The organism is Bradyrhizobium sp. ISRA436 (assembly GCF_029910015.1).
Classification (GTDB): Bacteria; Pseudomonadota; Alphaproteobacteria; order Rhizobiales; family Xanthobacteraceae; genus Bradyrhizobium.
This window is the reverse complement of the sequence record NZ_CP094520.1, coordinates 205,404-227,715: the sequence shown is the minus strand read 5'-3', so window position 1 is coordinate 227,715 and position 22,312 is coordinate 205,404. Positions and strand designations below refer to the sequence as shown.

Here is a 22,312-nt window from a genome sequence, read left to right as displayed (position 1 = left end):
GGCCGCATGATGCAGGCCGGCAGCGGTGCGGGGCTCCGTTTACAGGGTGATCGGCGCTCCGGCAATGGCGCTTCACGATCCGCCGGGACGGCAGGCACGTTGCAAGTGCAAGTGCACATCTGCCCGCCTCACTTCGTACGGATCGAACGGACGCGCTCGCTTTCGGCGATGCGGGATCTAATCGAGTCCTACGAGTACACTTGGTTGAGTACGATTCGTACTGAACAAACTGTTCTTTGCGCATCGCCGCGAACCGCACCAGCGTTGCGGCTGGTTCAATCTCAAGATAGTGATGCGACAGAGTGTTTAACCTTCGGTTATCCATGATTCGTCACATCGTCTTGTTCTCCGCCAAGGACGAAACTCAGATCGACCAAATCGTCGAACGCCTAGCGGCTCTCGCCACAATCCCACATGCGCGTCGGCTCGAGATTGCTCGCAATCGCAAGACCGATCCGGTTGGCAGCAACGCCATCGACGTCGTGGTTTATGCAGAGTTCAACAACGAGACGGAACTCGCAGCCTACAAATCGCATGGTTTGTACCAAGGAACGATTAGGCTGGTACGACCACTCCAGGAACTGCGGTTCGCGGCCGACTACGCTGCATCCGCATCGCTTTTCTCCTCGACGGGAGGAATGCTCCAACTTAGTCGGCGACCGAGGCGCGCTTGAACAACATCAGCTTGGTGAAATCCGCGAGAAGAAGGCGCTCGATCGTTGGATCTAATCGTCAGAGCGCGATCAATTGATTAAAAGTTTAAGCTAGTTGGAACATAATGATGTGAAACGGCATACGAGCAAGACTTGGCCAGCCAGTTCTACCGAATCCTCTACCGAGTCCAGATGCTCGGGTATGTCGAGACGCTATTTCGCTGTAGCAGGCGCGAGAAGGAGGAAAAGATCTGGCTACAGCACAGCCTAATGCGGCTAGGGAATGAACTGCAGCAATCTGCGCACTGGTCACGTGCCGCGGGCCAGTCTGGTCGGCACGGGAACGAATTTAGCTTCCTCTGAGGATGGAGAGCCGAGTCGCACAGCTGAAAGAGCCAGCGCGGTATGCGGGCCTCCACCGGGTGCAGCGCATTGCAGGCGGCGACGCGCTGCAGCTAGAGGACGAGCGCACGGGCATCAAGCTGGACCTACGTGCCTGATAGCTGCGCGTCAACTATAGGCGGATTGGAACGTTGCGGCGGAGATCTACGACGCCGTGCCGGCCACGCGAACAATCGCGGTGACAGACGAACGCAAGGGGCCGAGTACGGACAAACAACAGGCCCACCGCGCTGTGCCGCCCCATCAACCGCCTGGCGGTCGGGCATGTCGATCATGAAGGCGACGGCGCCGCTATGCAGAAAATAGACCCGATCGAGTTCATCGTCCGATCCGACCAGCACGGCATTGGCTTCGAACGAGAGGTTCTGGAAATGAGGCGCGAGCAACCGAAATCAGCAAGCGGCAATGCCGCTAAGAGCCGATTCCCAGCATTGGTCGAGGGCCTGGTCACGGCGCTCGTTCCTGCCACGAAGTACGCAGAAGTGCCACGCTGCTCGCTCATCCGAAGTGAAGAGAATCCCCCGTCAGAAATCGACCAATGCCGTACAATACAGACAATGCCATCATCACAGCGTAGAGATAGACCGCAAGTTGAAACCAGAGAGCACCGTCACGGTCGAGCATGCGCGCTGAACCCAAATATCACGAGAAGGGAACGAGTTGGAGAATGAGCAGCACCAAACGGCGCGTTGCCTGCACGAAATAACTTCCATTTGATCATTCTGCGATGGATTCTGTGCTGGCTGACTTGCGCCGCTTGCCGGCACTCAGTTTGGGACCTAACCGTTCGGACGAAGCGCGCCCGAGCTTCAACTCCGCCAGGTCAATAAATTCGTCCGCCTGCCGCCGAAGTTCGTCGGCTACCATCGGCATCGGTGTAGCGATGGTCGAAATTACGGTGACACGAACGCCGCGGCGCTGTACCGCCTCGACCACGGAACGGAAGTCGCCGTCGCCGGAGAACAGAATGATCTGGTCGACGTGCTCAGCGAGTTCCATGGCATCGACCGCGAGCTCGATGTCCATATTGCCTTTCACCTTGCGGCGCCCGCTGGTGTCCACGAATTCCTTGGCCGGCTTGGTGACAACCGCGTAACCGTTATAGTCGAGCCAATCGAGGAGCGGCCCGACCACCAAATATTCCTGATCCTCGCTAATCGGCGTGTAATAGAACGTTCGCAGCACTGTTCCGCGGCGCTGAAACTCCCCGAGCAGGCGCTTGTAGTCGATCTCGAAGCCGAGCGTCGTGGCAGTTGCGTGGAGATTGGGCCCATCGATGAAGAGCGCGATCTTGGCATAGGGTGACATGCTTCAATTCGCGCTCTTCATCTAACGTCTCCGATGGTTCAGGGAGACTGCTACGGCAGTCTGCTATGATCGGCGCGTCTATACCTCAGCCCCGCTGGGCTGCGTTCCGACGAACACAGTACGTAACGAACGAACAATCTCCGTTCTCGCCTGAGTGTGTCATCTCGGCTTCACCCGATTGATCAACCCAGATGTCGGGGTTAGTCAAAATGACTGGATCGCTAGAGGATTCTGTTTGACTGCGCTCGCACTCATTCGCCATGTGCAGCTTACGCGCTAGTTATCCGAGAGTCCGATCGTTGGCCGTTTTGCTCGATTTTGGGGGAGACTGAGCCGCCTGTACCCAGCAATCACGGGACCGGCGGCAACGCGTGTTCGAGCAAAGCGAGTCCGAGCAAAAGAAACGCTCCCGCACAGGTTTGCATAAATTCGGCATGCGACTTATGTGCTTCAACCCTTAAGGCGAGTGCTGCGCCCACTACGATGCATACAGAGGCGATCGCTACGACTGAAAACGGGCTGCTGGCGAAAATATCGTATCTCGGATCGAAATCGAATACCTGTTTGCTCAAATCCAGCTGCTCCGTTTTGAGGCCGACACACACAGAGGGGGAAGTGACCAGGCCGCTCATCTCCCATATGGGTCTATAGGATTGAATGAAGAGCGGATGATCGACCGACATCGTAACGAGCATCTCACCGTCGATCGGCATGGCCACGATGTACTATTTGGCGCGCAAAACTGTGAACGCCGACTGGCTTCAAGCGGTGTTTTTGGCGGGTTGGATGCGCCCGAATATCGCAAATCGCTTCTGACCGCGCTCCGGCGCCCCCAGACGTTGAGAACGACGATCTCCCAGTGTTGCCCCATGGCTAGCCCGCCCACAGCCTGCTTTTAGTCGACCCTAGCGGCTTTGGCGTCGAAATATCGTCGAAAAAGAACGATTCGACCGGCGAGAGATTGTGCCATCGGCGACCGCTTGTTATCTCAGCGCACGCTTTGATGCGGTAATCCAGCTAATCTTGCGCCTTCGACGAGCTTGGCAAGCACCCCGCCATTGTGAGCAAGAGGCGCCCGCCAGAAAATCGACAACTGGAAAACGCTCGCGGTCGGGATCGCCTCACGCAAGCGGCGTACCCATTGAGCGCCTTCCGCGAGTTGGCCGAGAAGCCCGCAGACCGAAACCTTGAGACGAATTGCCGGCACGTAGGCCGGGTTGGCCATAAGCGTCTTATCTATCGCCGCTGCCGCTTTCTCGTAACGGCCCGCCGCGAAATGCGCGAACCCCGCGGCTAGCCATTGGAAATGATGTATCGAATCGAGAGGATTCAGGCGTTGTGCATTTTCGAAATGCGCCAGTGCCGTAACGGTATCCCCGATCTCGCCGTGCATGAACGAACTCGCAATCCAGGCGCTTGCCGAATTCGGAGTGAGGGCCAGCGATCTCTCGATGAGAGCGCGGCCATGGTCGACCTCCCCCGCGAGTTGAGCGAGTGCGATGCCCGCCATCCACAGCGCTTCGGAATCTCTCTTCCGACCTCGGCCGCCAGCCTGGCAAGCCGCACCCCTTCCAGCAAGGCGGGGTCGTTAGCCCGCACCCAGCCGAACAGCCGTTGGAACTGGTAGCAGCGCGCTGCAAAACCATAGGCGCATCCATACAACGGATCGAGCTCGGCCGCACGTATCAGCATGCGCACGGCCTCTCGATTGTCCTCGAAGCTGGTGGCGCGGCAGTGCGCGCAGATAGAGATCATAAGCACTGAGATTTCTGTCCCGCTTTCGCCGGGAAAGATTGATCTCGACCGACTGCAGCGCAGGCGCGAGCTTGGCGCAGGCTTGGCCGACGATTCGATCCTGAATGGCGAACAGATCGTTCGACCTGCCCTCAAATCGCTCCGCCCAGAGTTGACCACCGTTCGCCGTATGAAGCAGCTGGGCTACAATCCGAACCCGGTCGTTTTCCCTTCGCACGCTTCCACGTAGCGCGTAGCGTACGCCGAGTTCGGCACTCACGCGTTCAAGATCGGTCGCGCCACCGCGATAGGGAGCGGCCGAGCTGCTGCTGATCACGAAGAGCCACGGCACGCGCCCGAGCGCAATCGACAGCTCTTCGGAAATGCCTTCCGCGAAATAATGCTGATCTTGCCCCGCAAGGTTGCAAACCGGAAGCACCGCGATCGCCGTCCTGTTTGACATTCCCAATGGCTGGCGCGCCTTGGCCGGTGCTGCTCCTTCCGCGGGCTTGGGCGCGGGACTCGCGCTATAGGCCCTCTCCTTGCCAATAGTTGCAGCCAAGTCCGAAGTCGCCTGTTCCGGCGCGACGCCGAGCTCTCGTTTGAGGATTTCTCGGCAACTGGCGTACTGCCTCAACGCCGCGCTGCGATTGCCGGCGGCGCTGAAGAGCTTCATGAGTAGCCGGTGCGCATCCTCCCGCAAGGGATCGATTCGCACGACGCGTTCGGCGGCTTCACTTGCGGCTTCGAGTCTGTCGGCCTGCCGGAGCGCCATTGCGAGCCGACAGCCGAGATCCGATGCCAGCGATGACATTCGCTGCCGCTCGAAAGAGAGCCACTCGCTGAAGGACTCCGAAGCGATGTCCAGCCCGAATAGAAATTCGTCCCGATACAGTGCGAAGGCAGCTTCGAGGTCATCGCGACCGTTCGAGCGGGCGAGTCGTTCGAAACGCTGCACGTCAATGTCAACATCCGCACTCATAGCGATCGCCTGACTGGTCGTAACCAGGACGTTGGCGGCTTGGCCGAAAGCGGTCCTAATATCCATCACACATTCACGCAGACTACGCCGCGCGCGTTCGCCGCCGCTATCCTGCCAGAACAGCAAAGCCAGCGTTTCCCGTGGGATTGCCTGGTCTCTGTGCATGGTCAGATAAGCGAGCAATCCGCGTGCTTTCTTCGGCAAGGGACCGAGTGTCTGGGTCCCGGAGCGCGCGACGAAGTCGCCGAGCAAATCGAGCTGCAAATCCTGCTTCAGCCTGGGTCCGGAGCCAGTGGTTTGCGGGGTGTCGTCGGAGCTACCGCCGCGGGGCCTGTTCATATGAGCTCGTGTGAGTGGCATGGGTAGGCAACCGTTGATCTGCACCGCCAAGGATATCGGATTTCCCCCTCGGGTCAGCTCTTTTCGACGATTTCGACGCCCAAAAGCGTAATGCTTGGCCATCACACAATCGATCGCAGGAGGGTGAAACGATGAGGAACTTGATAGCTGCCTTTGCCCTCGCATCCTCGCCGGACCGGCGCAGGCGCAGACTTATCCCTCGAGACCGATCACATTGGTGGTGCCATTCGCGGCAGGCGGCCCGACCGACGTGATCGCTCGGATTGTTGCCCATGGCATGAGCGTCTCGCTTGGTCAGAGTGTGGTCATCGAAAACGTCACTGGCGCGGCAGGAACCATCGCAGTGCGCAAGGTCGTGCACGCGGTACCCGATGGATACACGCTAGGTATTGGCCACCACGGCACCCATGCCGTCAACGCCTTGATCTACTCCCTCGGCTACGATGTCGTCGACGATTTGCAGCCCATCTCGCTGCTTGTCAGGCTTGATCGCCTGGCTCAAGGCGAATTCGGCGGAGGCGCTTGCCTCGAGTAACGGACCGGGCAGCGCTGGACAGCTCCTCGGCCTCAAGTTTGCAAATGCCACCGGCGTTACGTTCAGCTTCGTTCCCTATCGCGGCGGGGAATCTGCTTCGATGCAGGATCTGCTGGCCGGGCGCCTGCCAGTGAAATTTGCCCAGCCGGCGGATTCCCTGTCGCTCGTGCGCAGCGGTGCGATCCGAGCCTATGCGGTCACAGCAAAGACGCGCCTTGCCGCCGCGCCGGAGCTTCCGACGACGGATGAGGCTGGTCTACCAGACTTCCATGTTTCGGTCTGGCACGGCCTTTGGCTTCCCAAGGGGACGCCGGCGCCCATCGTGACCAAGCTCAATGCCGCTGTGACGACCACGCTCGCCGACCAGACGGTGCGCGAGCGCTTGGCCGAGCTCGCTCCTCGTTGACCCGCCGGAGCCGGCGCGTGTGCGGGAGAGTAAACTACAGGCCCGCTGCTGAACCAGTTTTGCGTTTTTCGAGCCACTGTGCCCTTTGGAGGCAACGCGTCGGCTTTACGACACCTGGTTCATCGCTCTTTTCCAGCGAGCAAGCTTATGTCGAACTTGATAATCGAACCAGTAAGTGTCGAAGGGAACGTGCTTGAGCATGGCTATGGGAACAGCCCACGCGTCTCCTTTGCACCGCGTACCCGCTCCACGCCAATGGCCATAGCGGCGGTGCGGTTGAAGACCTTGTCCCGCTTGCTTCGCGATAATACGCGCTCAAACGCTCGATCCAGAACCTGACATTCCCGCCGCATGACCTCTTCCTCCTCCCAGAACAGTCGTTGAAGGTCCTGCACCCATTCGAAGTAGCTAACTACGACACCTCCTGAGTTGCACAAAATGTCCGGGATCACGAAGATCTCGTTCTGACGCTTTTCGAGGACTCGATCGGCCTCTGGCGTGGTTGGACCATTGGCGCCCTCGGCAAGTATCCGGCAGCGCAGATCACCAGCGATTTTGCTATTTATGACTCGTTCCACCGCGGCCGGAACGAGTACGTCGCAAGGCAACGTCAGCATCTCCATTGAATCCAAAGCAAGCTCGCTGGAATAGCCGTTCAAGCTGCCTCGCGAGGCTGCATGCCTGACCAACTCGGGGATATCGAGGCCCGCAGGCCGATAGAGCGCACCGGTGTGATCGCTGACCGCGATCACTTTGACTCCCATATTGTGCAGCTCGAGTGCGGCAATCGAACCGACATTTCCGAATCCTTGTACAACCGCGGTTGCGCCATCGAGACGGATCTCACGCTCATCTGCAGCACTATGGACCAAATGAGCAACACCTCGCCCCGTGGCTTCACGACGTCCTAATGTCCCGCCGGCGCTGACGGGCTTTCCTGTCACGATTTCCGTGACCGTTTGTCCCTGATACATGGAGTAGGTATCCATGAACCAAGCCATGACCTGCTCGTTGGTCCCCATGTCGGGCGCCATCACATCTGTATGCGGTCCAACGAATGGGACCATCTCCTGCATGTATCGACGCGAAAGCACCTCGAGTTCGCGCTTGGACAAGCTTGACGGATCGACGTTGATTCCTCCCTTTGCGCCGCCATACGGCAGTCCGACCAGTGCGCACTTCCAGCTCATCCAGATGGCCAGTGCCGCGACTTCGCCGAGATCAACGCTCGCGGCGAACCGCGTACCACCTTTCGTAGGGCCAAGCGTCAGATGATGCTGCACACGATAGCCCTCGAAGACCGCCGTCGTGCCGTCATCGCGGTGGATCGGACAAGAGACCGTGACCGCGCGCTTCGGCATCAGGAGCCGGGCTCTCGCGTCCTGCGGTATGCCTAGATAATCTGCGATTACTTCGAATTGCTTCACGGCCATGTCAAAGACTGGCCCACGGTATGCCGTCACGTTCACGTCCCTGGGGTGATGATTACATGCGGGGTCAAGCGGCGGCGTCGGTATTGCAGTTGTCGAATACGTTCATGCCACCCTGCGATAGACCCGCTCTCTGATGGAGTTCATTCTCTGCCCATCCGTCGCCCGAGATTGCGATGAACCCCAGTGTGCCACACTGACACGAGATCACTCGGCTCGCGACAATAATCTCCGCGAATCGCTGCACACTTGTGCGAGATGTCGATAAGTCCCGACGGGAGTGTCGAGTCTTTCGCAGCGAGAGCGCAATTCACCGTGCATTTCGCGGTACAGAGCATTCCGGCGCGCTCGTAGAGCGCGCACAATTGTCCGTTCCGTACAAAGCATGCATCTGACAACGCGCACAGTCTATCAACAGAACCAAGCAAGCGGCACGCATGAGCGAACAGGTGTGAGGCAGGTTTAAGGTTTAAGTCATTCGATTATTAGCGCGCCTATGGCGAGGAGCAGTAGACCATCGCTTGATCAAACGATCGAAGCATCGCGAAGTTCACGACCACGCTAGGCGTTTAACGCGATATCACGTCGGGAACATCCTTGTGATCCGCACCAGAATCAAATCATGGTAGATCATCACGAGCCGATATGACCGATTCAGCCAAAGTCCACATGCGTAGTGCCGACGGCATCACGGCGCCGCTGCGGCACGCGACGTTTCGCCGTATCTGGCTTGCGAGCCTCCTCTCCAATCTCGGTATCTTGATTCAAGGTGTCGGTGCAGCCTGGGCGATGACACAGGTGACGTCCTCGGCTGACAAGGTCGCGCTGGTGCAGACCGCGCTGTTGTTGCCTGTGATGCTGATTTCGATGCCGGCTGGCGCGATCGCTGATATGTATGACCGCCGCATCGTGGCGCTGGTCTCGCTTGGCATCGCGTTTGCGGGCGCAGCCGGTCTGACGGTGGTCGCCTGGCGCGGCCTGGCGACACCGAATCTCTTGCTCATGCTCTGTTTCGTTGTCGGCAGCGGCATGGCGCTGATGGGACCGGCTTGGCAATCGTCGGTTAGCGAACAGGTGCCATCGGAAGCGCAGGTGCCTGCGGCCGTCGCGCTGAACGGCATCAGCTACAATATCGCGCGGAGCGTAGGTCCGGCGATCGGCGGGATCGTGGTGGCGACTGCCGGCGCGGTGGCCGCATTCGCACTGAACACATTGCTCTATCTACCGCTGATGGTTGCACTGTTCTCTTGGAAACGCATCAGCGCGCCCTCACGCCTGCCGCCCGAAAGATTAAGCCGCGCGATAGTCTCAGGCGTGCGCTACATCAGCAATTCGCCATCGATCAAGATCGTGTTGGTCCGCACTCTGGTGACCGGCGTCGGCGGCGGCGCGATCACCGCCCTGATGCCGCTGGTGGCACGCGATCTCCTGCATGGCGAAGCCCAGACCTACGGCATTATGCTCGGCGCCTTTGGCCTTGGAGCGGTGGTCGGTGCACTGAACATCACCGAACTCCGCAAGCGGATGAGCGGCGAGGCCGCGATTCGCGCCTGCACCCTGTCCATGGGCGCGGCGGTCGCCGCGGTCGCGCTCAGCCGCCAACCTGTATTGACCGCGGCAGCACTCGTCTTGGCGGGGGCGGTGTGGATGATGGCGTGGGCCGTGTTCAATATTGGAGTGCAGCTGTCGGCACCGCGCTGGGTGGCCGGACGCTCACTTGCAGTCTATCAGGCGGCGAGTTCAGGCGGTATCGCCGTCGGCAGCTGGGGCTGGGGTCATCTCACCGACGCGGCCGGGGTCGAAACCGCGCTCTTGGTGTCGGCCGCCCTGATGGTCGCCTCACCACTCGTCGGCCGTTGGCTGCCCATGCCTCGCGTCGGCGCGCGGGGTGAAGAGGCTGAGCTGCTCGCCGATCCCGAGGTACGGCTCGCCTTGACCGGACGCAGCGGGCCGCTCGTTGTCGAGATCGAATACCGGGTTGCACAGAAGAATGCCCGTGCGTTTCACAATGTCATGCAGGACGTGCAATTGTCTCGCCAGCGCAACGGCGCCTATGGCTGGTCGATCGCGCGCGACATCGCCGACCCCGAGTTGTGGACCGAGCGTTATCACTGCCCGACGTGGTTCGACTATTTGCGCTGGCGCAACCGCTCGACCCAGTCGGAACGTGCACTAGACCAGCGGGCACTTCACTTCCACATCGGTCCTGCGCCGGTACGCGTTCGCCGCATGCTGGAGAGGCCGTTCGGATCGGTACGCTGGAAGGACGACACGCCCGACCACCCGACTGTCGAAATGCTGCCCGAGGTCGCAAGCGGAGCAAAGACGCTACGCAGCCGGCCGACCAGGTGACCCAACTTGCTGAAAGGACGGGTCATCCGAAAAGCCGCAACCATCCAAATAACAGAAGTCCGATTTCCAGCAGGTTGCGCGCCGATTGGCGAATCGTGCGACAGATCCAACGCCGATCGTGACCGCTACTGCATTCACGCCAAACGACCGGGCAACTAATAGATGACCTAGCTCATGAACGACGAGGGCCGTCGCTGCGCATCAGTGCTCAACCTGCGCCCCCAATCGAGTTAAGAAAGTCCGCCTAGCACGGCGAATCTGTAATTTACCCTATCATTACGACAATCAATGGGGGCGTGGGCTGCGGAATATCGCCCGTTCGCGTAAATCAGCCCCAGTCGTAAGGCCGAAAACAATGAGGTCACCCTCAAGGATCGTGGGTCGCGAATTTCGAGGTTGCACGGCGAGTTCCAGGGTGGTCAGCCGCCGGCTACAAGCGCAAGGCTCATTATTTCTGTTGAAATTCTCAAGACTCAATTCGTTCTTCGTCGCGCCGTATATCTACGAGGTGCGCCCCAATAACGCGGAGAAAATGCAATATACCATGGAAGGAGCGGGAATAGTGCAATCAGAATCGGCTAATGGTGCTGATTGCAAAGCGCAAGGCAGCGAACTGCCGCTCTCTTCCTGGATGTCATCGAGGGTGTTTCATGCGCAATCATGACCTTGTCTCCGGCAGCCTCCTCGCGCTAACCGCGACCAGCCTCGCACTACTCTGTTCGAGCCTGCTCGTCTTTGCCTTCATTTAAAACGAACGCACTGGTTGCGTTTCGCGCGTTATGGAGGTGGCTATGCCGTCGAGCATCACTGAGACGCTCTACGAGCTCTAAACGCGACAAGGATTTAACGCTATCGTTATCCGCCTGAAGCCGAGAACGTTGTGCTGCACGTGTCTCCCGGGGCCGGAATTGCAAACACAGCTCCCATAGCTGTGCATGTCGTTCGATTCGTCGACGTGGATGAGGGCATGCGGATCGTCGTCGAAAGGGTCGCGGGTAGGCTGCTGAGCGATCGCTTCACCTTCCGGGTCGGCTGACAGCGTGACCTCTGGGATGGCAGCGCAAGCCTGAAGCGTCCCAGTGGTGGTCATGAAGGCCGCTCCGTAAGGCCACTTGAGCTCTTCACTGAACACGACGTCATATTCTCGCTGCCACGCGGCAATCAGGATGGAAGCATCCCAGCCAGATTGTCCCACGAGATCTCGCAATCTTGAGCAGGACAAGGCCTGGGCGTTGTTCGTCCTTAGAGACGCCTTCACACTCTGGTACACCTAGGGCCGCATGCAAACCGAATTTCGAGGGCCTCCCTGGATATCTATGCCATAACCAGCCATGAACGACCTGTGACGTCTATGTCGACGGCTATCATCAGGAGAGCGTCAGATGCGCAGCCAAGTCTTTGAAGACCATCTTTATGGCTGGCGCGTTGGTCGAAAGGAATATGCCATTTATCACAATGGTCCCAGGGGCGCCGGCAAAGCGCAGGCGATGTAAAACACCGAGCAAGCAGTTCGACGCCGTCCCGATGCTCCGCACCAGGCAGCCTGACGCCGGAAATTACAGCGCTTCTGATTGGACTGACCGTGACGTATTTCTGCGATCGTTCGCGCCAGCATACCATGCTTTGCCGTCCTGACGCGAGCTAGCCAGCCATCCCGAGCGGGCTTAGACGTGGCAGCGAAGCAGCGTTATCCGGGCGCCGTAGGAGCGCGAGCACGTGTCGCTTCAGACGCACGAACTCGCTCTCTGTGACAAGTTCGCTCTGCCGCGGCCGCCCAAATGGCAGGCGAATGTCATCGATCACCCGTCCCGGTCTCGCGCTCATAACGATGAGCCGATCGGCCAGGAACAGCGCTTCCTCGATATCGTGAGTGACAAACATGGTCGTCGTCGGAATCCTGGTCCAGATGTCAAGCAGCACCTCCTGCATCAGGCTGCGTGTTTGGGCATCGAGCGCGCCGAACGGCTCGTCCATCAACAGAACCCGTGGCTGATTGATGAGAACCCGCGCGATCTCGACCCGCTGCTGCATGCCGCCGGAGAGCTGCGAAGGATAGAAGTCCTCGAAACCCTCCAGACCGACCAGTCTGAGAATGTCATCCGCGGCACGGCGTCGCTCAGCCTTGCCGACACCGCGCATCTTCGGACCGAAGGCGACATTGTCCCGGATCCGTTTCCAGGGAAACAGCGTGTGCTGCTGAAAAACGATCCCCCGATCCGGGCTCGGACCGAGGATCGGTTGCCCGTCCACCGTCACCTTGCCTCGTGTCACCTGCAAATGCCCAGCCAGTGCGCCGAGCAAGGTCGATTTGCCGCAGCCGGACGGACCGAGAATGCAGACGAGCTCAGCCGGGGCGACCGTAAAGTCGAGATCGCATACCGCCTCAAAAGCATCCTTGCCCTCTCCAAGAGAGATTGAGAGCCGGCTGACGTCGATCCATCCCACCGTATGCGCTGCAGTATCCGACACCCGAAGGTTCATCGCGCAAGCTCCGCGCGCCGCCAGGGCATCAAATATCGTCCCACCGCCGTCAACAGCCAGCTGCTGCCCATGCCGAGCAGACCGATGACCAGCATGCCGACGATGATATCGGCATAGTTCTGCAGCGTATAAGCCTCCCATGTGTAGTAACCGATGCCGAATTGGCCAGAGATCATCTCCGCCGTGACGAGGCAGAACCAGGACGTCCCCATACCGATGGCAAGGCCTGTGACGATGCCTGGCGCTGCGCCCGGCAGAATGATTTCCCATAGGATCGCGGCCGGCCGCCCTCCAAGGCTGCGTGCGGAGGCAACTAGCCTGCGGTCGATATTGGCGACGCCGTGCACCGTGTTCAGGATGATCGGAAACAGCGCGCCGACAAAGGTGATGAAAATCATCGACAATTCGGACGATGGGAAGATCAGAATTGACAGTGGTATCCACGCGACCGCCGGAATCGGCCTTAGCAGTTCAAGCGGCGGCAGCAAGAGATCGCCGGCGGCGCGCGAGCGGCCGATCGCAACGCCAAGGACTATTCCGAATACCACCGCGGCCCCATACCCCGCGAACACCCGCCACAGGCTGCTCGTGATATGCGCGAGGAGTTTTGGCGACTTCGCGAGGGCGATCGCCGACTGCACGACCTCCGTCGGCGGCGGCACGTTGCGGAAGGTGGCGATGCCGAGATTGACGTGCAGCACGGAGGCGAGCTGCCAGAGCGCAACGCAGGCTACGATCGAACAAGCGCGTACCAACCAGCGCAGCGCGAACCGATTCGTGGCGAGATGAGATGCCATTACCTGCTCGCTATGACTGCTTCACGCGCGCCGGCGTAGTCAAGCACTTGTCCACCATGCTGTTTCGACCACTTCTCAGCACTATCCTTGAGCAGGAAGGCGCTGAGTTCTCCGTCTCGTGAGCGCACGAACCGGGCCTGGCTTGCGAAAAACTTGATGCCGCTCTCGCGATCCTGGGCATAGACCACGCGGATCGTCTTGCCCTCCTTCTCCAACGCCGCCACCGCCCTCAAGGCACTTTCCGGCGAGCTGTAGTGACGAACCTGAGGCTCATCCCTGACCCAGATCTGCGCCACCCGGCTGACATCTGTGATATCGGCCCCCGTTGTCGCATCTTTCGCCTTGAGCGCAAGCTGGCCATAGTCCTTGAGCTGTGTCTCATAGTCGCGGCCGGATTGCGCAAACGCGGCACGGATGAATTTGTCGGTCACGAACTGGTCGACGTCGAGATCACTATCGGTGCGCTTGAGGTGCTTCAACGTCTCGATCGACGTCGCAACCGCTTGCCGGTATTCCGGCTTCCAAGTGAGGTCACGAGTCTGCAACCCGAGCGGCCCATGGAAGAGGTAAACGACCTCGGCCTCGATGCCTGTCACTTTCTCGATCAACTCGCTGTATTTCTCGGGCTCTTCTGCGATCAAGCGGTCCGCCTCGAGCGCGGCCCGCAAATAGGCGGTGACGATCTCCGGATACTTTTGCGCATAGTCGTCATCCACCAAAGCGCCGTGAAACGTCGGCGCCCCCGCTTGCGAGCCGTCAAAGATCTTGCGAGCAAAGCCACGCCACGGAAACAGCTCCGCAAATGGTACAAAGTCCGCATGCGCCTCGATCTTGTTCGCCTGCAAGGCGGGCCCGGCGACCTCGGGGGCCTGGGTAATGATATTGACGTCGGTTTCCGGATTCCATCCTTGAGCTTCGATAGCGCGGAGCAGCATTCCATGGGACGTTGAGGCGAAAGGAACGGAGATCGTCTTGCCCTTCAGATCCGTGATCGACTCTGCCGGTGAATTTAACGGCACCACGATGCCATTTCCGCTGCCTTTGGTGCTGCCCGACAACACGCCGATGAAGAGGCTGCGCCGGCCGGCTTTCCGGAAGGCCACCCCGTTCAGCGAGCCCGGGAAGTCCGCCATCGCTCCAAAATCAAGCTTTCCGGCCACCATTTCGTTGGTCAGCGGCGCACCGCTCGTAAAGTTCTTCCACTGGATGTCGTAGGTGACGTCCTTGTATTTCCCGTCATGTGGCAGGAATTGCTCCAAGAGCTTCAACTGGCGGATCAGAAGGCCGCCGGTTGCGCAATTGATCGTCGTATCCTGCGTCCCGACAGCAACGCGAATGGTTTCGGCATGCGAAATGCCCGTGCCGCCAATCGCCACCAGGGCGACCGCGGCGGTCAGTGTGACAAGTTTTAACGAGATCATTGGCCCCCTCTTCCGATTGCTGATGGCGGGCAGATGACCGCCAGCAAATCCGGCACCAACTATCGAGCCGACGTCGTGCACGCCGAAGCAATTACTTGCGTTGCGGCTTACTCCGTTCGCGCCATCTCAATTCTGTCGCAATGCGCGATTGGGATCGCGCCCAATATTTCCTCGCCGCGCTGCTATGAGAAAATAAATCGTTCGCTCACCAACACATATTAGGCATCACTTTGCTAAGTGTATTCCACGTCAATCAAAGAGATGGACTTTGTGTTTGCCTCGCTCTTAGCTTGGTGCGAACCGCAAGGCGAACCGCTGGCAATGACCATACTCAAGGACGCATCCGAAGTTGACACCCAGGAGCTGATCGCGCGCGCTGGCGCCGCAGTCCAGCTTGGCTGGCCCAGACATCGAGCTGTCGCGACGTCTGATCGTCGCGCCGCCGCCACCGACACCGCACTCTTCCTGAGTGAGAGCATTGAGGGGCTTAACGTCGGCGCGCATTTCCTTGATCGCTTGTCCGCCGTCGAAAAGACGCAGGTGCTCGCTACCGGCCGAACCGTATCCGTCTCACAAGGAGAGATGGTGTTCAGCCAGGGCGAACATCATGACGGAATTTTCATCATCAGGCGCGGCCAGGTTCGGGTCTACTACACTGCCCCCTCCGGCCGGGAGATCACTTTGGCCTATTGGACCCCCGGACATTTCATCGGAGGGCCGGAGATCTCGGGCTTCGCTGTGCACATGTGGTCCGGCGTGGCCATTGAGGACTGCGAGATCTCCGCATTGTCCCGCCTTACCTTGCAAAAGCTCCTTGTGCAGATGCCAACTTTCGCACTGGCCATGATCGATGGGTTGATCGCCAAGGGCAAGTGCTACTCCTCGATGGCGCAGATGTTGGGCACGCGCTCCGTGATCGAGCGGTTGGCGCAATATCTTTTGAATCTTGCGGAACTCTACGGAATTGCGGATGGCAACACAGTGCTGATAAACCGCAAGGTCACCCACGACCAGATCGCCGCAATGGTCGGCTCTACGCGCCAATGGGTAACGATGATGTTGAAGCGCTTTCAGACCAAGCACATCATCAGCATCGAGGGCAACGTCATCCGTATCAAGCGGCTTGATCAGCTCAAGAGGATCCTGTTTAAGGATTAGCGCGCGCCTCGATCTGTTGGAGCGCCCAGCTTACGGTCTTCCTGACGTCTGGATCATTGTCGCGCGCGCATGCGACCAGCGCGTCGCGCGCTGAGGGATCGGCGATCTCGCCAAGCGCGGCGGCAGCGTCCTTGCGGAGCGACGGGAGTTCGTCATCGAGGAAATGAACGATGGCGCCCACCGCTCCCCGAACCCGGAGTTTGCCCAGGCTTTGCAGAGCTTTCTGACGAACCTGCCAATAGCTGTCGTTCAACGCAACAGTCAGTCCCGCCGCTACGGAGGCCTGACCGATCCGTCCGATCGTCTCGGCGGCGACTACCCTCACCTGCCATTCAGGGTCCGAAAGCGCGTCGGCAGCGGCCTGGGCAGCAGCCTCGTTCCGAGCAAATGACAGGGCATCAACCGCAGCAAGCCTGACATCGGGATGCCTGTCATTGGTCGCATGGACGAGAGAAGGCAGCGCATCTGTGAGCTTGAGATAGCCGATCACGCCGACCGCCTGCGCGCGCACGGCAGGATCGTCGTCATCGAGTGCGGCCACGGCCGGCCCGAGCGATGCGCTGACTTGAAGTGCTTTCAAAGCGCGAAGAATCGCGGCCCGCGCGAAGCTGGACGAATGCGTCACCAACGGCAGCAGGATCGCACTGGCCGCCGGGTCGCGAAGCTCAGCTAGGCTGTCCGCGGCCGCCTGCGCGACACCCGTGTCGGCATCGACGAGGATGTCCGACAGCGCCTTGGCCACGTGGACGCCATCGAAGTCCCCCAGCGCACGCGCGGCCTGCAGCCTGACCCGCGCATCGGCGTCACCCGCCGCTCGGGCCAGCAACGGAACGGCCTCATCCGTCGACGTCTCCTTAAGCTCGATGACTGCGAGACGGCGGACCGACGGGTCCGGGCTTTGCAGCCGTTCTGAGATTTCGTCGATATCGCCGAAGGATTCGAATGGCTCGAATGCGGTCATGTCAACGCAACAGGTAGGGGATGTTGACGGTCACGGCGCCGGTCGGACAATCGGCCTCGCAGGGCATGCAGTACCAGCATTCGTCATACTTCATGTAGGCTTTGCCGGTGAGATCGCTGATCCTGAGTACGTCGAGCGGGCAGACGTCGACGCAAACCGTGCAGCCCTTCTCGGCTATGCATTTGGCCTCATCGATGACAACCGGAACGGTCGTGGGCGTGTGAGCAATCGGCATATGGAGTCCGTAATTTAGGCGTGCTGGCGAATGCGCTGGCGTTCGTAAGCCGAGCGCTCGGTTTCGTCTATCGGGACGATATAGGGTGCGATCGCCCGCTTCTCTGCGGTCATGCACCCGTTCTGCTTGCGCAGAATGGCATGACAGAACCATTCGTCGTCGTTCTTCTCGGGATAGTCGACGCGGTGATGGTAGAGGCCCCAGCGGCTCTCGGTGCGGAACAGCGAGGCGAACGCCGCCATCTCGGCGCACTCGAGAATCGAGGCGACCTCAAGCGAGCGCATCAGCTCGTGCGCATCGCGTACCACCATCGCGTTTTCCATGTCGTCGCGGATTTCGGCGAAGCGCGCCTGCCCGAGCTTCATCTTCGCCGTGATCTTGGGCGGCTGAAGATAATCGTTCACGAAGCGCCGCGTCTTGTATTCGAGCTGGTTCGGCGGAATCCCGTCCTCCCGCTTCGTCGGCGCCAGCACACGATCGCGTTCCTGTGCGACGTCGCCAGGGTCATAGTCGGGAAGATCGATATCGGCCGCGAACTCGGCGGCGTGCTCACCGGCAACCGCGCCGTTGGTAAAGGCGCCGAGCATGTAGTTATGCGGTACACTCGCCATATCGCCGGCCGCATAGAGTCCTGGCACCGTGGTTCGCGCGAACTCGTCGACATAGACGCCGGATGCGCTATGGCCTGAGCAGAAGCCGATCTCGGAAATATGCATCTCGATCATCCGCTCGCGGTAATCAGTGCCGCGATTTTCGTGGAAACGCCCGCGCGACGGCCGCTCCACGTGATGCAATATCCCCTCGATCTTGCCGATGGTGTCGCTGTGCAGATGATTGAGTTTCAGGAACACTGGCCCCTTGCCCGATTGCAGCTCGTTATAGAACTCCTGCATCATCTGGCCGGACCAGTAGTCGCATTCGATGAAGCGACTGCCTTCGCTGTTGGTGGTGTAGGCCCCGAACGGACCGGCCACGTAGGCGCAAGCGGGACCGTTGTAGTCCTTGATCAGTGGATTGATCTGGTAGCACTCGAGGTTGGCTAGGCCCGCCCCGGCGTGATAGGCCATCGCATAGCCGTCGCCGGAGTTGGTAGCGTTCTCGTAGGTACCCCAGAGATAGCCGGACTGCGGCAAGCCAAGCCGTCCCGCCGCGCCCGCGCAGAGAATCACCGTCTTTGCGCGCAACACGAGGAATTCGGCGCTACGCGTGTTGACCGCGATCGCGCCTGCAATCTCGCCGTCGCGCCCCGTCAGCAGACGCGTTGCCATGTAGCGGTTGGAAATCAGCACCTTCTCGCGACGCAACTGCCGGTAAAGCGCCTTCTTGACCGTGTCGCCATTTGGCATCGGCAGCACGTAGGAGCCGAGATGATGCACCTTCTTGACGTCGAAATCGCCATTCTCGTTCTTCTGAAATTTGATGCCGAAACGATCGAGCTCCTGGATGATGTCGAAGCAGCGTGAAGCATACTTGTAGACCGGCGCCTGGTCGCAGATACCGTCGTTGGCGATCGTGATTTCCTTGGTGTATTGCTCGGGCGTCGCGTAGCCGGGAACCACCGCGTTGTTGAGGCCGTCCATGCCCATCGCAATCGCGCCCGAGCGTTTGACGTTGGCCTTTTCGAGCAGGACGACGCGCGCCGCGGGATTCGTCCGCTTGGCCTTGCACGCCGCCATCGGTCCAGCCGTCCCGCCGCCGATCACCAGAACGTCACAGGCAACTTCCGTCAGGCCGTCATTGATCTCGTCCATCTCGCGACCTCAGGCTGGCTGGCGTTCTGCGAGCTCACGCAGATAGGACCAGGGATAGATGCCTCGGTCGTGCCCGTCGGAGAATGACAGCCGCAACGCGTAGTTCCCGATCGGCTCGATGGCGGCGATATGAAATTTCGGCGCAGTCATGAGCGCGATGCCATCGAGCTGGCGGCGGATTTCGCTGCCCGCACGGCTGGCGCGGCGCAGCGTTTCCGCACTGAGCAGTCGCGTGCCGCAATCCGGCCAGGTCAGCGCCAGCGCCGTGGAATCATTAAGTAACTCGACTTCGACTGGTTGCACATTAACCTCGCAAGATTTTCGCGACGGCTTTTACGCCGATCCAGGCGGCCCGCGCCCGCAATAAATTGCTTTCGTGTCGCGTAAGCGCGGAAGCGACCGGCCCTGCTCGACTGATCCGTCCAACCCGATCGATCTTCTCAGCAGCGACCGGCCGGGTTGGACGGATCAGTCGAGCATGGTCTTGCCGCACCCGAAGGGAAGATATTGCCGAGCGCAACCGTGCGGGCCAGGGCCAAAGCCATAGAAGTGACCCAGCTTGATCAGGCAATCATAGACTGTTTGTGCAAGCTTAGCGCATTGAGCATTCGGCCGGTAGCAAGCAACGTACAGCTAGGCGGCTGACACCTTCCAGCCCATCAGACCTCGAGCTGCCGCCGCAGTTACTCGATCGCGCGGTGATCGGCCGCAATCGAGCCACGCAGGTTGTCGTTTGTCACTTTCAAACTAGCCACCTCGCGCAAACCGTCATTCCCGGCCTTCAATTTCTGCACAAACTTGACGATAGCGGTGTCCCGGCGTCGGTAATCGATGCTCCAAGGCTTGGTTTTGACGCCGCCAGCACTAACGCCCATACGCCGCATCTCTGGTCGGCGTCGTTGAGATCCTGCATCATGCATCAGAGCCGTTTCGCGGCGAGGCGGGCCGACGAGAGCTCTAGCTTTTCCCTCGCCGGCAGGACCATCGTCGACCGCCGCGCGCCGGAGGTCCCGAGCGGTCAGATGCGGGCGAGCAGGCCAGTTCCCGCTTCCGCGCATACGAAACTTATCGCAATAGAGCGGTTATAGCCTGTGGTTTGATGACTTGCCTGTCAAACGCCATCCGGAACTGCCCCCTTTGCGTCATGAAGAACTGCCCCCACCCTCGGGTTCATGATGTCGGTTGAAGGTTGGCTCCGCCGCTGACGGGACGGAGGGAGGCGGAGCCGACCAGAGGGCCGTCAGCGGCGGGCGGCTTGATGAGGCCGCTCTTTCGCTTGGCGCGGAGCCGGTAGCTGTCGCCGCGGATGGTCAGCACGTGGCTGTGGTGCAAGAGCCGGTCGAGGATCGCAGTGGCGACCACCGGATCGGCGAACACGGTGCCCCATTCGGCAACGCTGCGGTTCGACGTGATCAGCATGGCGCCGGTTTCGTAGCGGCGGCTGACCAACTGGAAGAACAGATGCGCCGCGTCGGGCTCCAGCGGCAGGTAGCCGAGTTCATCGACGATCAGCAGCTTTGGCTTCGCCAGCGCGAGCAGTTTCTCGTCCAGGCGCCGCTCGCCATGCGCCTTGGCGAGGCCAGCGACCAGTGTCGTCGCCGTGGTGAACTGCACCGTGTAACCGGCCAGGATCGCCTCTCGCCCGAGCGCGATCGACAAGTGCGTCTTGCCGACGCCCGGCGGACCGAGCAGCAGCACGTTCTCGCCGTTGGCGATCCAACGTGACGCAGCTAGGTCGCGGATCTGCTTCGGATCGATCGACGGCTGCGCCTCGAAGTCGAAGCCCGCAAGCTCCTTCACGGCCGGGAAGTGTGCGAGTTTCAGCGCCATCTCGATGCGGCGATGATCCTTGCGCGCGATCTCGCGCTCGCACAGCAGGATCAGCGTCTCACGCGCCGACAGGTTCGCGCGCGCCGCCTCGTCGAGCAGGTTGTCGAGCTGGTCGCGGATGCCGGAGAGCTGCAACCGCGCCAGCATGGCCTCGAGCCGATCGATTGGTGCTTCGGCAGCCTTCTTTGTGCGCGCCATCAGAAGCTTCCTCCGATCGCTGCTTCGTATTCGGCAAGAGGACGCAACAACGAGGGCGGTGGAGAAGGCGCTGGCACTGTCGGTGTCGTGATTGCCGGTCGGCAGACCGCGCCATTGCGACCGGCAACCCCGTCGAGGTGGGCGGAATCGACGATCCGCAGCCGGCGACCTTCCGATTGCTTGTGGACCGCAACCTCGCGCATGCCATGGCGGATGCGCACCTCGCCGGCCGCAACCGTCACCGCCACGCGCTCGCCGATCAGCCGCCACGGCACCGAGTAGCTGTTGGTGTCGACCTCGACGGCACAATCGTTGCCGACGACGCGGGCCAGTTCGCGCAACGATCCGAACGACGGCTGCCCGCCGAGCGGCTTCAACCGGTGTGCCTCGTCACGCGCAAAGCGAACGATCGGCGCCTCGCCGGTGGTGCCGTGGATACGCACGTTCGCCACCTCACGCTCCCACTCGGCGAGATGCGCCTCGAATGCCTCCCAGCTCGCGAAGCAATGCCCCGCGATCGCGTTCTTCTTCACGTAGCCGACGCCATTCTCCGTCTTGCCCTTCGTGCGCGCCCGATATGGCGCGCAGGCGCGAGGACGGAAGCCCCAATGCTTCGCAAACGCGATGAGCTTGTCGTTAAACTGAACCGACCGGCTCACCGCGTCGTGGCGCACCACGAGCGCGCGTGGATTGTCCATCAGCACTTCCTCCGGCACGCCGCCGAAGGTCGTAAATGCACTCTCGAGCCCGGCGAACCAGTGCTCTTGCTTCTCGGCCCGGAACGCACGGACATGCAGCCGCCGCGAATGCCCGAGCGTCGCCACAAACACGAATGCTTTGATCTTCACCCCGCCGATCGCGACCAGACGCTCGCCAAAATCGATCTGCAGCTGCCGACCCGGCGGCGTCTCGAACCGCGTCGTCGCCAGCGCTTCGGCCTTCAGCGCCTGGCGATAGGGCTGCACGGCGCGTTGCAACGTTCGCCGGCTGACTGCCACGCCTTTTTCGGCCAACAAGTCCTGGCGCACCACATCCGCATTGCCACGATGCCGAATGAACCTCTCGCGCAGCCAGCCTTCAAGGCCATCGAGCCGCTTCGTGCGATCAGGCGACTTGAACGGCTTCACCCCGCCGGCCGTCACGTAGTCCTTCACCGTGTGATGACTGCAGCCCAGCTGGCGCGCAATCCGCTTCAGACCCCACCCGCACGCCCTCAGGCGCAACATCTCCGCCACGTCATCCGGCGTCTTCATCACCTGCCCCCGTGGATCAATCCACGACGAGCCTTCCGTGATTCGTTCCTCGTTCATTCGCTCTC

20 protein-coding genes and 1 pseudogene are annotated in these 22,312 nt (G+C 60.4%); 6 read left to right on the top strand and 15 right to left on the bottom strand.

Going from position 1 to position 22,312, the window contains the following annotated elements; genetic code table 11:
- The first annotated feature begins 323 nt into the window (after positions 1 to 323).
- Positions 324 to 674, top strand: coding sequence for a Dabb family protein (locus tag MTX23_RS35985; RefSeq protein ID WP_280978465.1), 351 nt, complete (start codon positions 324 to 326; stop codon positions 672 to 674).
- Positions 675 to 1,772: 1,098 nt separating this feature from the next.
- Here MTX23_RS35985 and MTX23_RS35980 read toward each other — a convergent pair.
- The 4 genes from MTX23_RS35980 to MTX23_RS35965 form a co-directional block, all read right to left on the bottom strand.
- A complete protein-coding gene (locus tag MTX23_RS35980) occupies positions 1,773 to 2,363 on the bottom strand; it encodes an NYN domain-containing protein (RefSeq protein ID WP_280978466.1) in 591 nt (196 codons plus the stop codon).
- 350 nt (positions 2,364 to 2,713) lie between these two features.
- Positions 2,714 to 3,082, bottom strand: coding sequence for a hypothetical protein (locus MTX23_RS35975; RefSeq protein WP_280978467.1), 369 nt, complete (start codon positions 3,080 to 3,082; stop codon positions 2,714 to 2,716).
- Positions 3,083 to 3,351: 269 nt separating this feature from the next.
- The gene (locus MTX23_RS35970; protein WP_280978468.1) at positions 3,352 to 3,873 is read right to left on the bottom strand and encodes a hypothetical protein; all 522 of its coding nucleotides are present in this window, start codon (positions 3,871 to 3,873) and stop codon (positions 3,352 to 3,354) included.
- Between the two features lie 78 nt (positions 3,874 to 3,951).
- On the bottom strand, positions 3,952 to 5,418 hold the full coding sequence (locus MTX23_RS35965; RefSeq protein WP_280978469.1) for a BTAD domain-containing putative transcriptional regulator: 1,467 nt from the start codon (positions 5,416 to 5,418) through the stop codon (positions 3,952 to 3,954).
- Positions 5,419 to 5,716: 298 nt separating this feature from the next.
- On the opposite strand from MTX23_RS35965, the pseudogene MTX23_RS35955 reads away from it, so the two are divergent.
- A pseudogene (locus tag MTX23_RS35955) lies at positions 5,717 to 6,380 on the top strand (tripartite tricarboxylate transporter substrate-binding protein).
- A gap of 203 nt (positions 6,381 to 6,583) precedes the next feature.
- On the opposite strand, the gene MTX23_RS35950 reads toward MTX23_RS35955, so the two are convergent.
- Complete coding sequence (locus tag MTX23_RS35950; RefSeq protein ID WP_280978470.1) at positions 6,584 to 7,843, bottom strand: Glu/Leu/Phe/Val dehydrogenase; 1,260 nt, start codon at positions 7,841 to 7,843, stop codon at positions 6,584 to 6,586.
- 612 nt (positions 7,844 to 8,455) lie between these two features.
- Here MTX23_RS35950 and MTX23_RS35945 point away from each other — a divergent pair.
- Positions 8,456 to 10,162 (top strand): MFS transporter, encoded by a 1,707-nt coding sequence (locus tag MTX23_RS35945; protein ID WP_280978471.1) that lies wholly within the window; start codon positions 8,456 to 8,458, stop codon positions 10,160 to 10,162.
- Positions 10,163 to 10,577: 415 nt separating this feature from the next.
- On the top strand, positions 10,578 to 10,826 hold the full coding sequence (locus MTX23_RS35940) for a hypothetical protein (RefSeq protein ID WP_280978472.1): 249 nt from the start codon (positions 10,578 to 10,580) through the stop codon (positions 10,824 to 10,826).
- 977 nt (positions 10,827 to 11,803) lie between these two features.
- Here MTX23_RS35940 and MTX23_RS35935 read toward each other — a convergent pair.
- Genes MTX23_RS35935 through MTX23_RS35925 form a run of 3 tightly spaced genes read right to left on the bottom strand, consistent with a single transcriptional unit; the run spans position 11,804 to position 14,861 of the window.
- Positions 11,804 to 12,643: an ABC transporter ATP-binding protein gene (locus tag MTX23_RS35935; protein ID WP_280978617.1), complete on the bottom strand. Its 840-nt coding sequence runs from the start codon at positions 12,641 to 12,643 to the stop codon at positions 11,804 to 11,806.
- Positions 12,640 to 13,440: an ABC transporter permease gene (locus MTX23_RS35930; RefSeq protein WP_280978473.1), complete on the bottom strand. Its 801-nt coding sequence runs from the start codon at positions 13,438 to 13,440 to the stop codon at positions 12,640 to 12,642. The genes MTX23_RS35935 and MTX23_RS35930 overlap by 4 nt, the downstream gene beginning before the upstream one ends.
- Positions 13,440 to 14,861, bottom strand: a complete 1,422-nt coding sequence (locus tag MTX23_RS35925; protein ID WP_280978474.1) for an ABC transporter substrate-binding protein — start codon at positions 14,859 to 14,861, stop codon at positions 13,440 to 13,442. Before MTX23_RS35925 ends, MTX23_RS35930 begins: the two co-directional genes overlap by 1 nt.
- A 33-nt stretch (positions 14,862 to 14,894) precedes the next feature.
- Between MTX23_RS35925 and MTX23_RS35920 the strand changes: the two genes are divergently transcribed.
- The gene (locus tag MTX23_RS35920; RefSeq protein WP_280978475.1) at positions 14,895 to 15,083 is read left to right on the top strand and encodes a hypothetical protein; all 189 of its coding nucleotides are present in this window, start codon (positions 14,895 to 14,897) and stop codon (positions 15,081 to 15,083) included.
- Between the two features lie 99 nt (positions 15,084 to 15,182).
- The gene (locus MTX23_RS35915) at positions 15,183 to 16,019 is read left to right on the top strand and encodes a Crp/Fnr family transcriptional regulator (protein WP_280978476.1); all 837 of its coding nucleotides are present in this window, start codon (positions 15,183 to 15,185) and stop codon (positions 16,017 to 16,019) included.
- Here the strand turns inward: MTX23_RS35915 and MTX23_RS35910 are convergent.
- From MTX23_RS35910 to istA, 7 genes are all read right to left on the bottom strand, one after another.
- A complete protein-coding gene (locus MTX23_RS35910; RefSeq protein WP_280978477.1) occupies positions 16,009 to 16,980 on the bottom strand; it encodes a HEAT repeat domain-containing protein in 972 nt (323 codons plus the stop codon). The two genes, MTX23_RS35915 and MTX23_RS35910, sit on opposite strands and share 11 nt — an antisense overlap.
- 1 nt (position 16,981) lies before the next feature.
- Complete coding sequence (locus tag MTX23_RS35905) at positions 16,982 to 17,215, bottom strand: ferredoxin family protein (protein WP_280978478.1); 234 nt, start codon at positions 17,213 to 17,215, stop codon at positions 16,982 to 16,984.
- 14 nt (positions 17,216 to 17,229) lie between these two features.
- Positions 17,230 to 18,966: a fumarate reductase/succinate dehydrogenase flavoprotein subunit gene (locus tag MTX23_RS35900; RefSeq protein WP_280978479.1), complete on the bottom strand. Its 1,737-nt coding sequence runs from the start codon at positions 18,964 to 18,966 to the stop codon at positions 17,230 to 17,232.
- A 9-nt stretch (positions 18,967 to 18,975) separates the two neighbouring features.
- Positions 18,976 to 19,269 (bottom strand): gamma-butyrobetaine hydroxylase-like domain-containing protein, encoded by a 294-nt coding sequence (locus MTX23_RS35895; protein WP_280978480.1) that lies wholly within the window; start codon positions 19,267 to 19,269, stop codon positions 18,976 to 18,978.
- 380 nt (positions 19,270 to 19,649) lie between these two features.
- Positions 19,650 to 19,841, bottom strand: coding sequence for a hypothetical protein (locus MTX23_RS35890; protein WP_280978481.1), 192 nt, complete (start codon positions 19,839 to 19,841; stop codon positions 19,650 to 19,652).
- A 295-nt stretch (positions 19,842 to 20,136) separates the two neighbouring features.
- The gene (gene istB / locus MTX23_RS35885) at positions 20,137 to 20,994 is read right to left on the bottom strand and encodes an IS21-like element helper ATPase IstB (protein WP_280978482.1); all 858 of its coding nucleotides are present in this window, start codon (positions 20,992 to 20,994) and stop codon (positions 20,137 to 20,139) included.
- Positions 20,994 to 22,304 carry an IS21 family transposase gene (gene istA, locus MTX23_RS35880; protein WP_280978483.1) on the bottom strand — a complete coding sequence of 437 codons (1,311 nt, stop codon included), beginning with the start codon at positions 22,302 to 22,304 and terminating at the stop codon, positions 20,994 to 20,996. The genes istB and istA overlap by 1 nt, the downstream gene beginning before the upstream one ends.
- Positions 22,305 to 22,312: the final 8 nt, after the last annotated feature.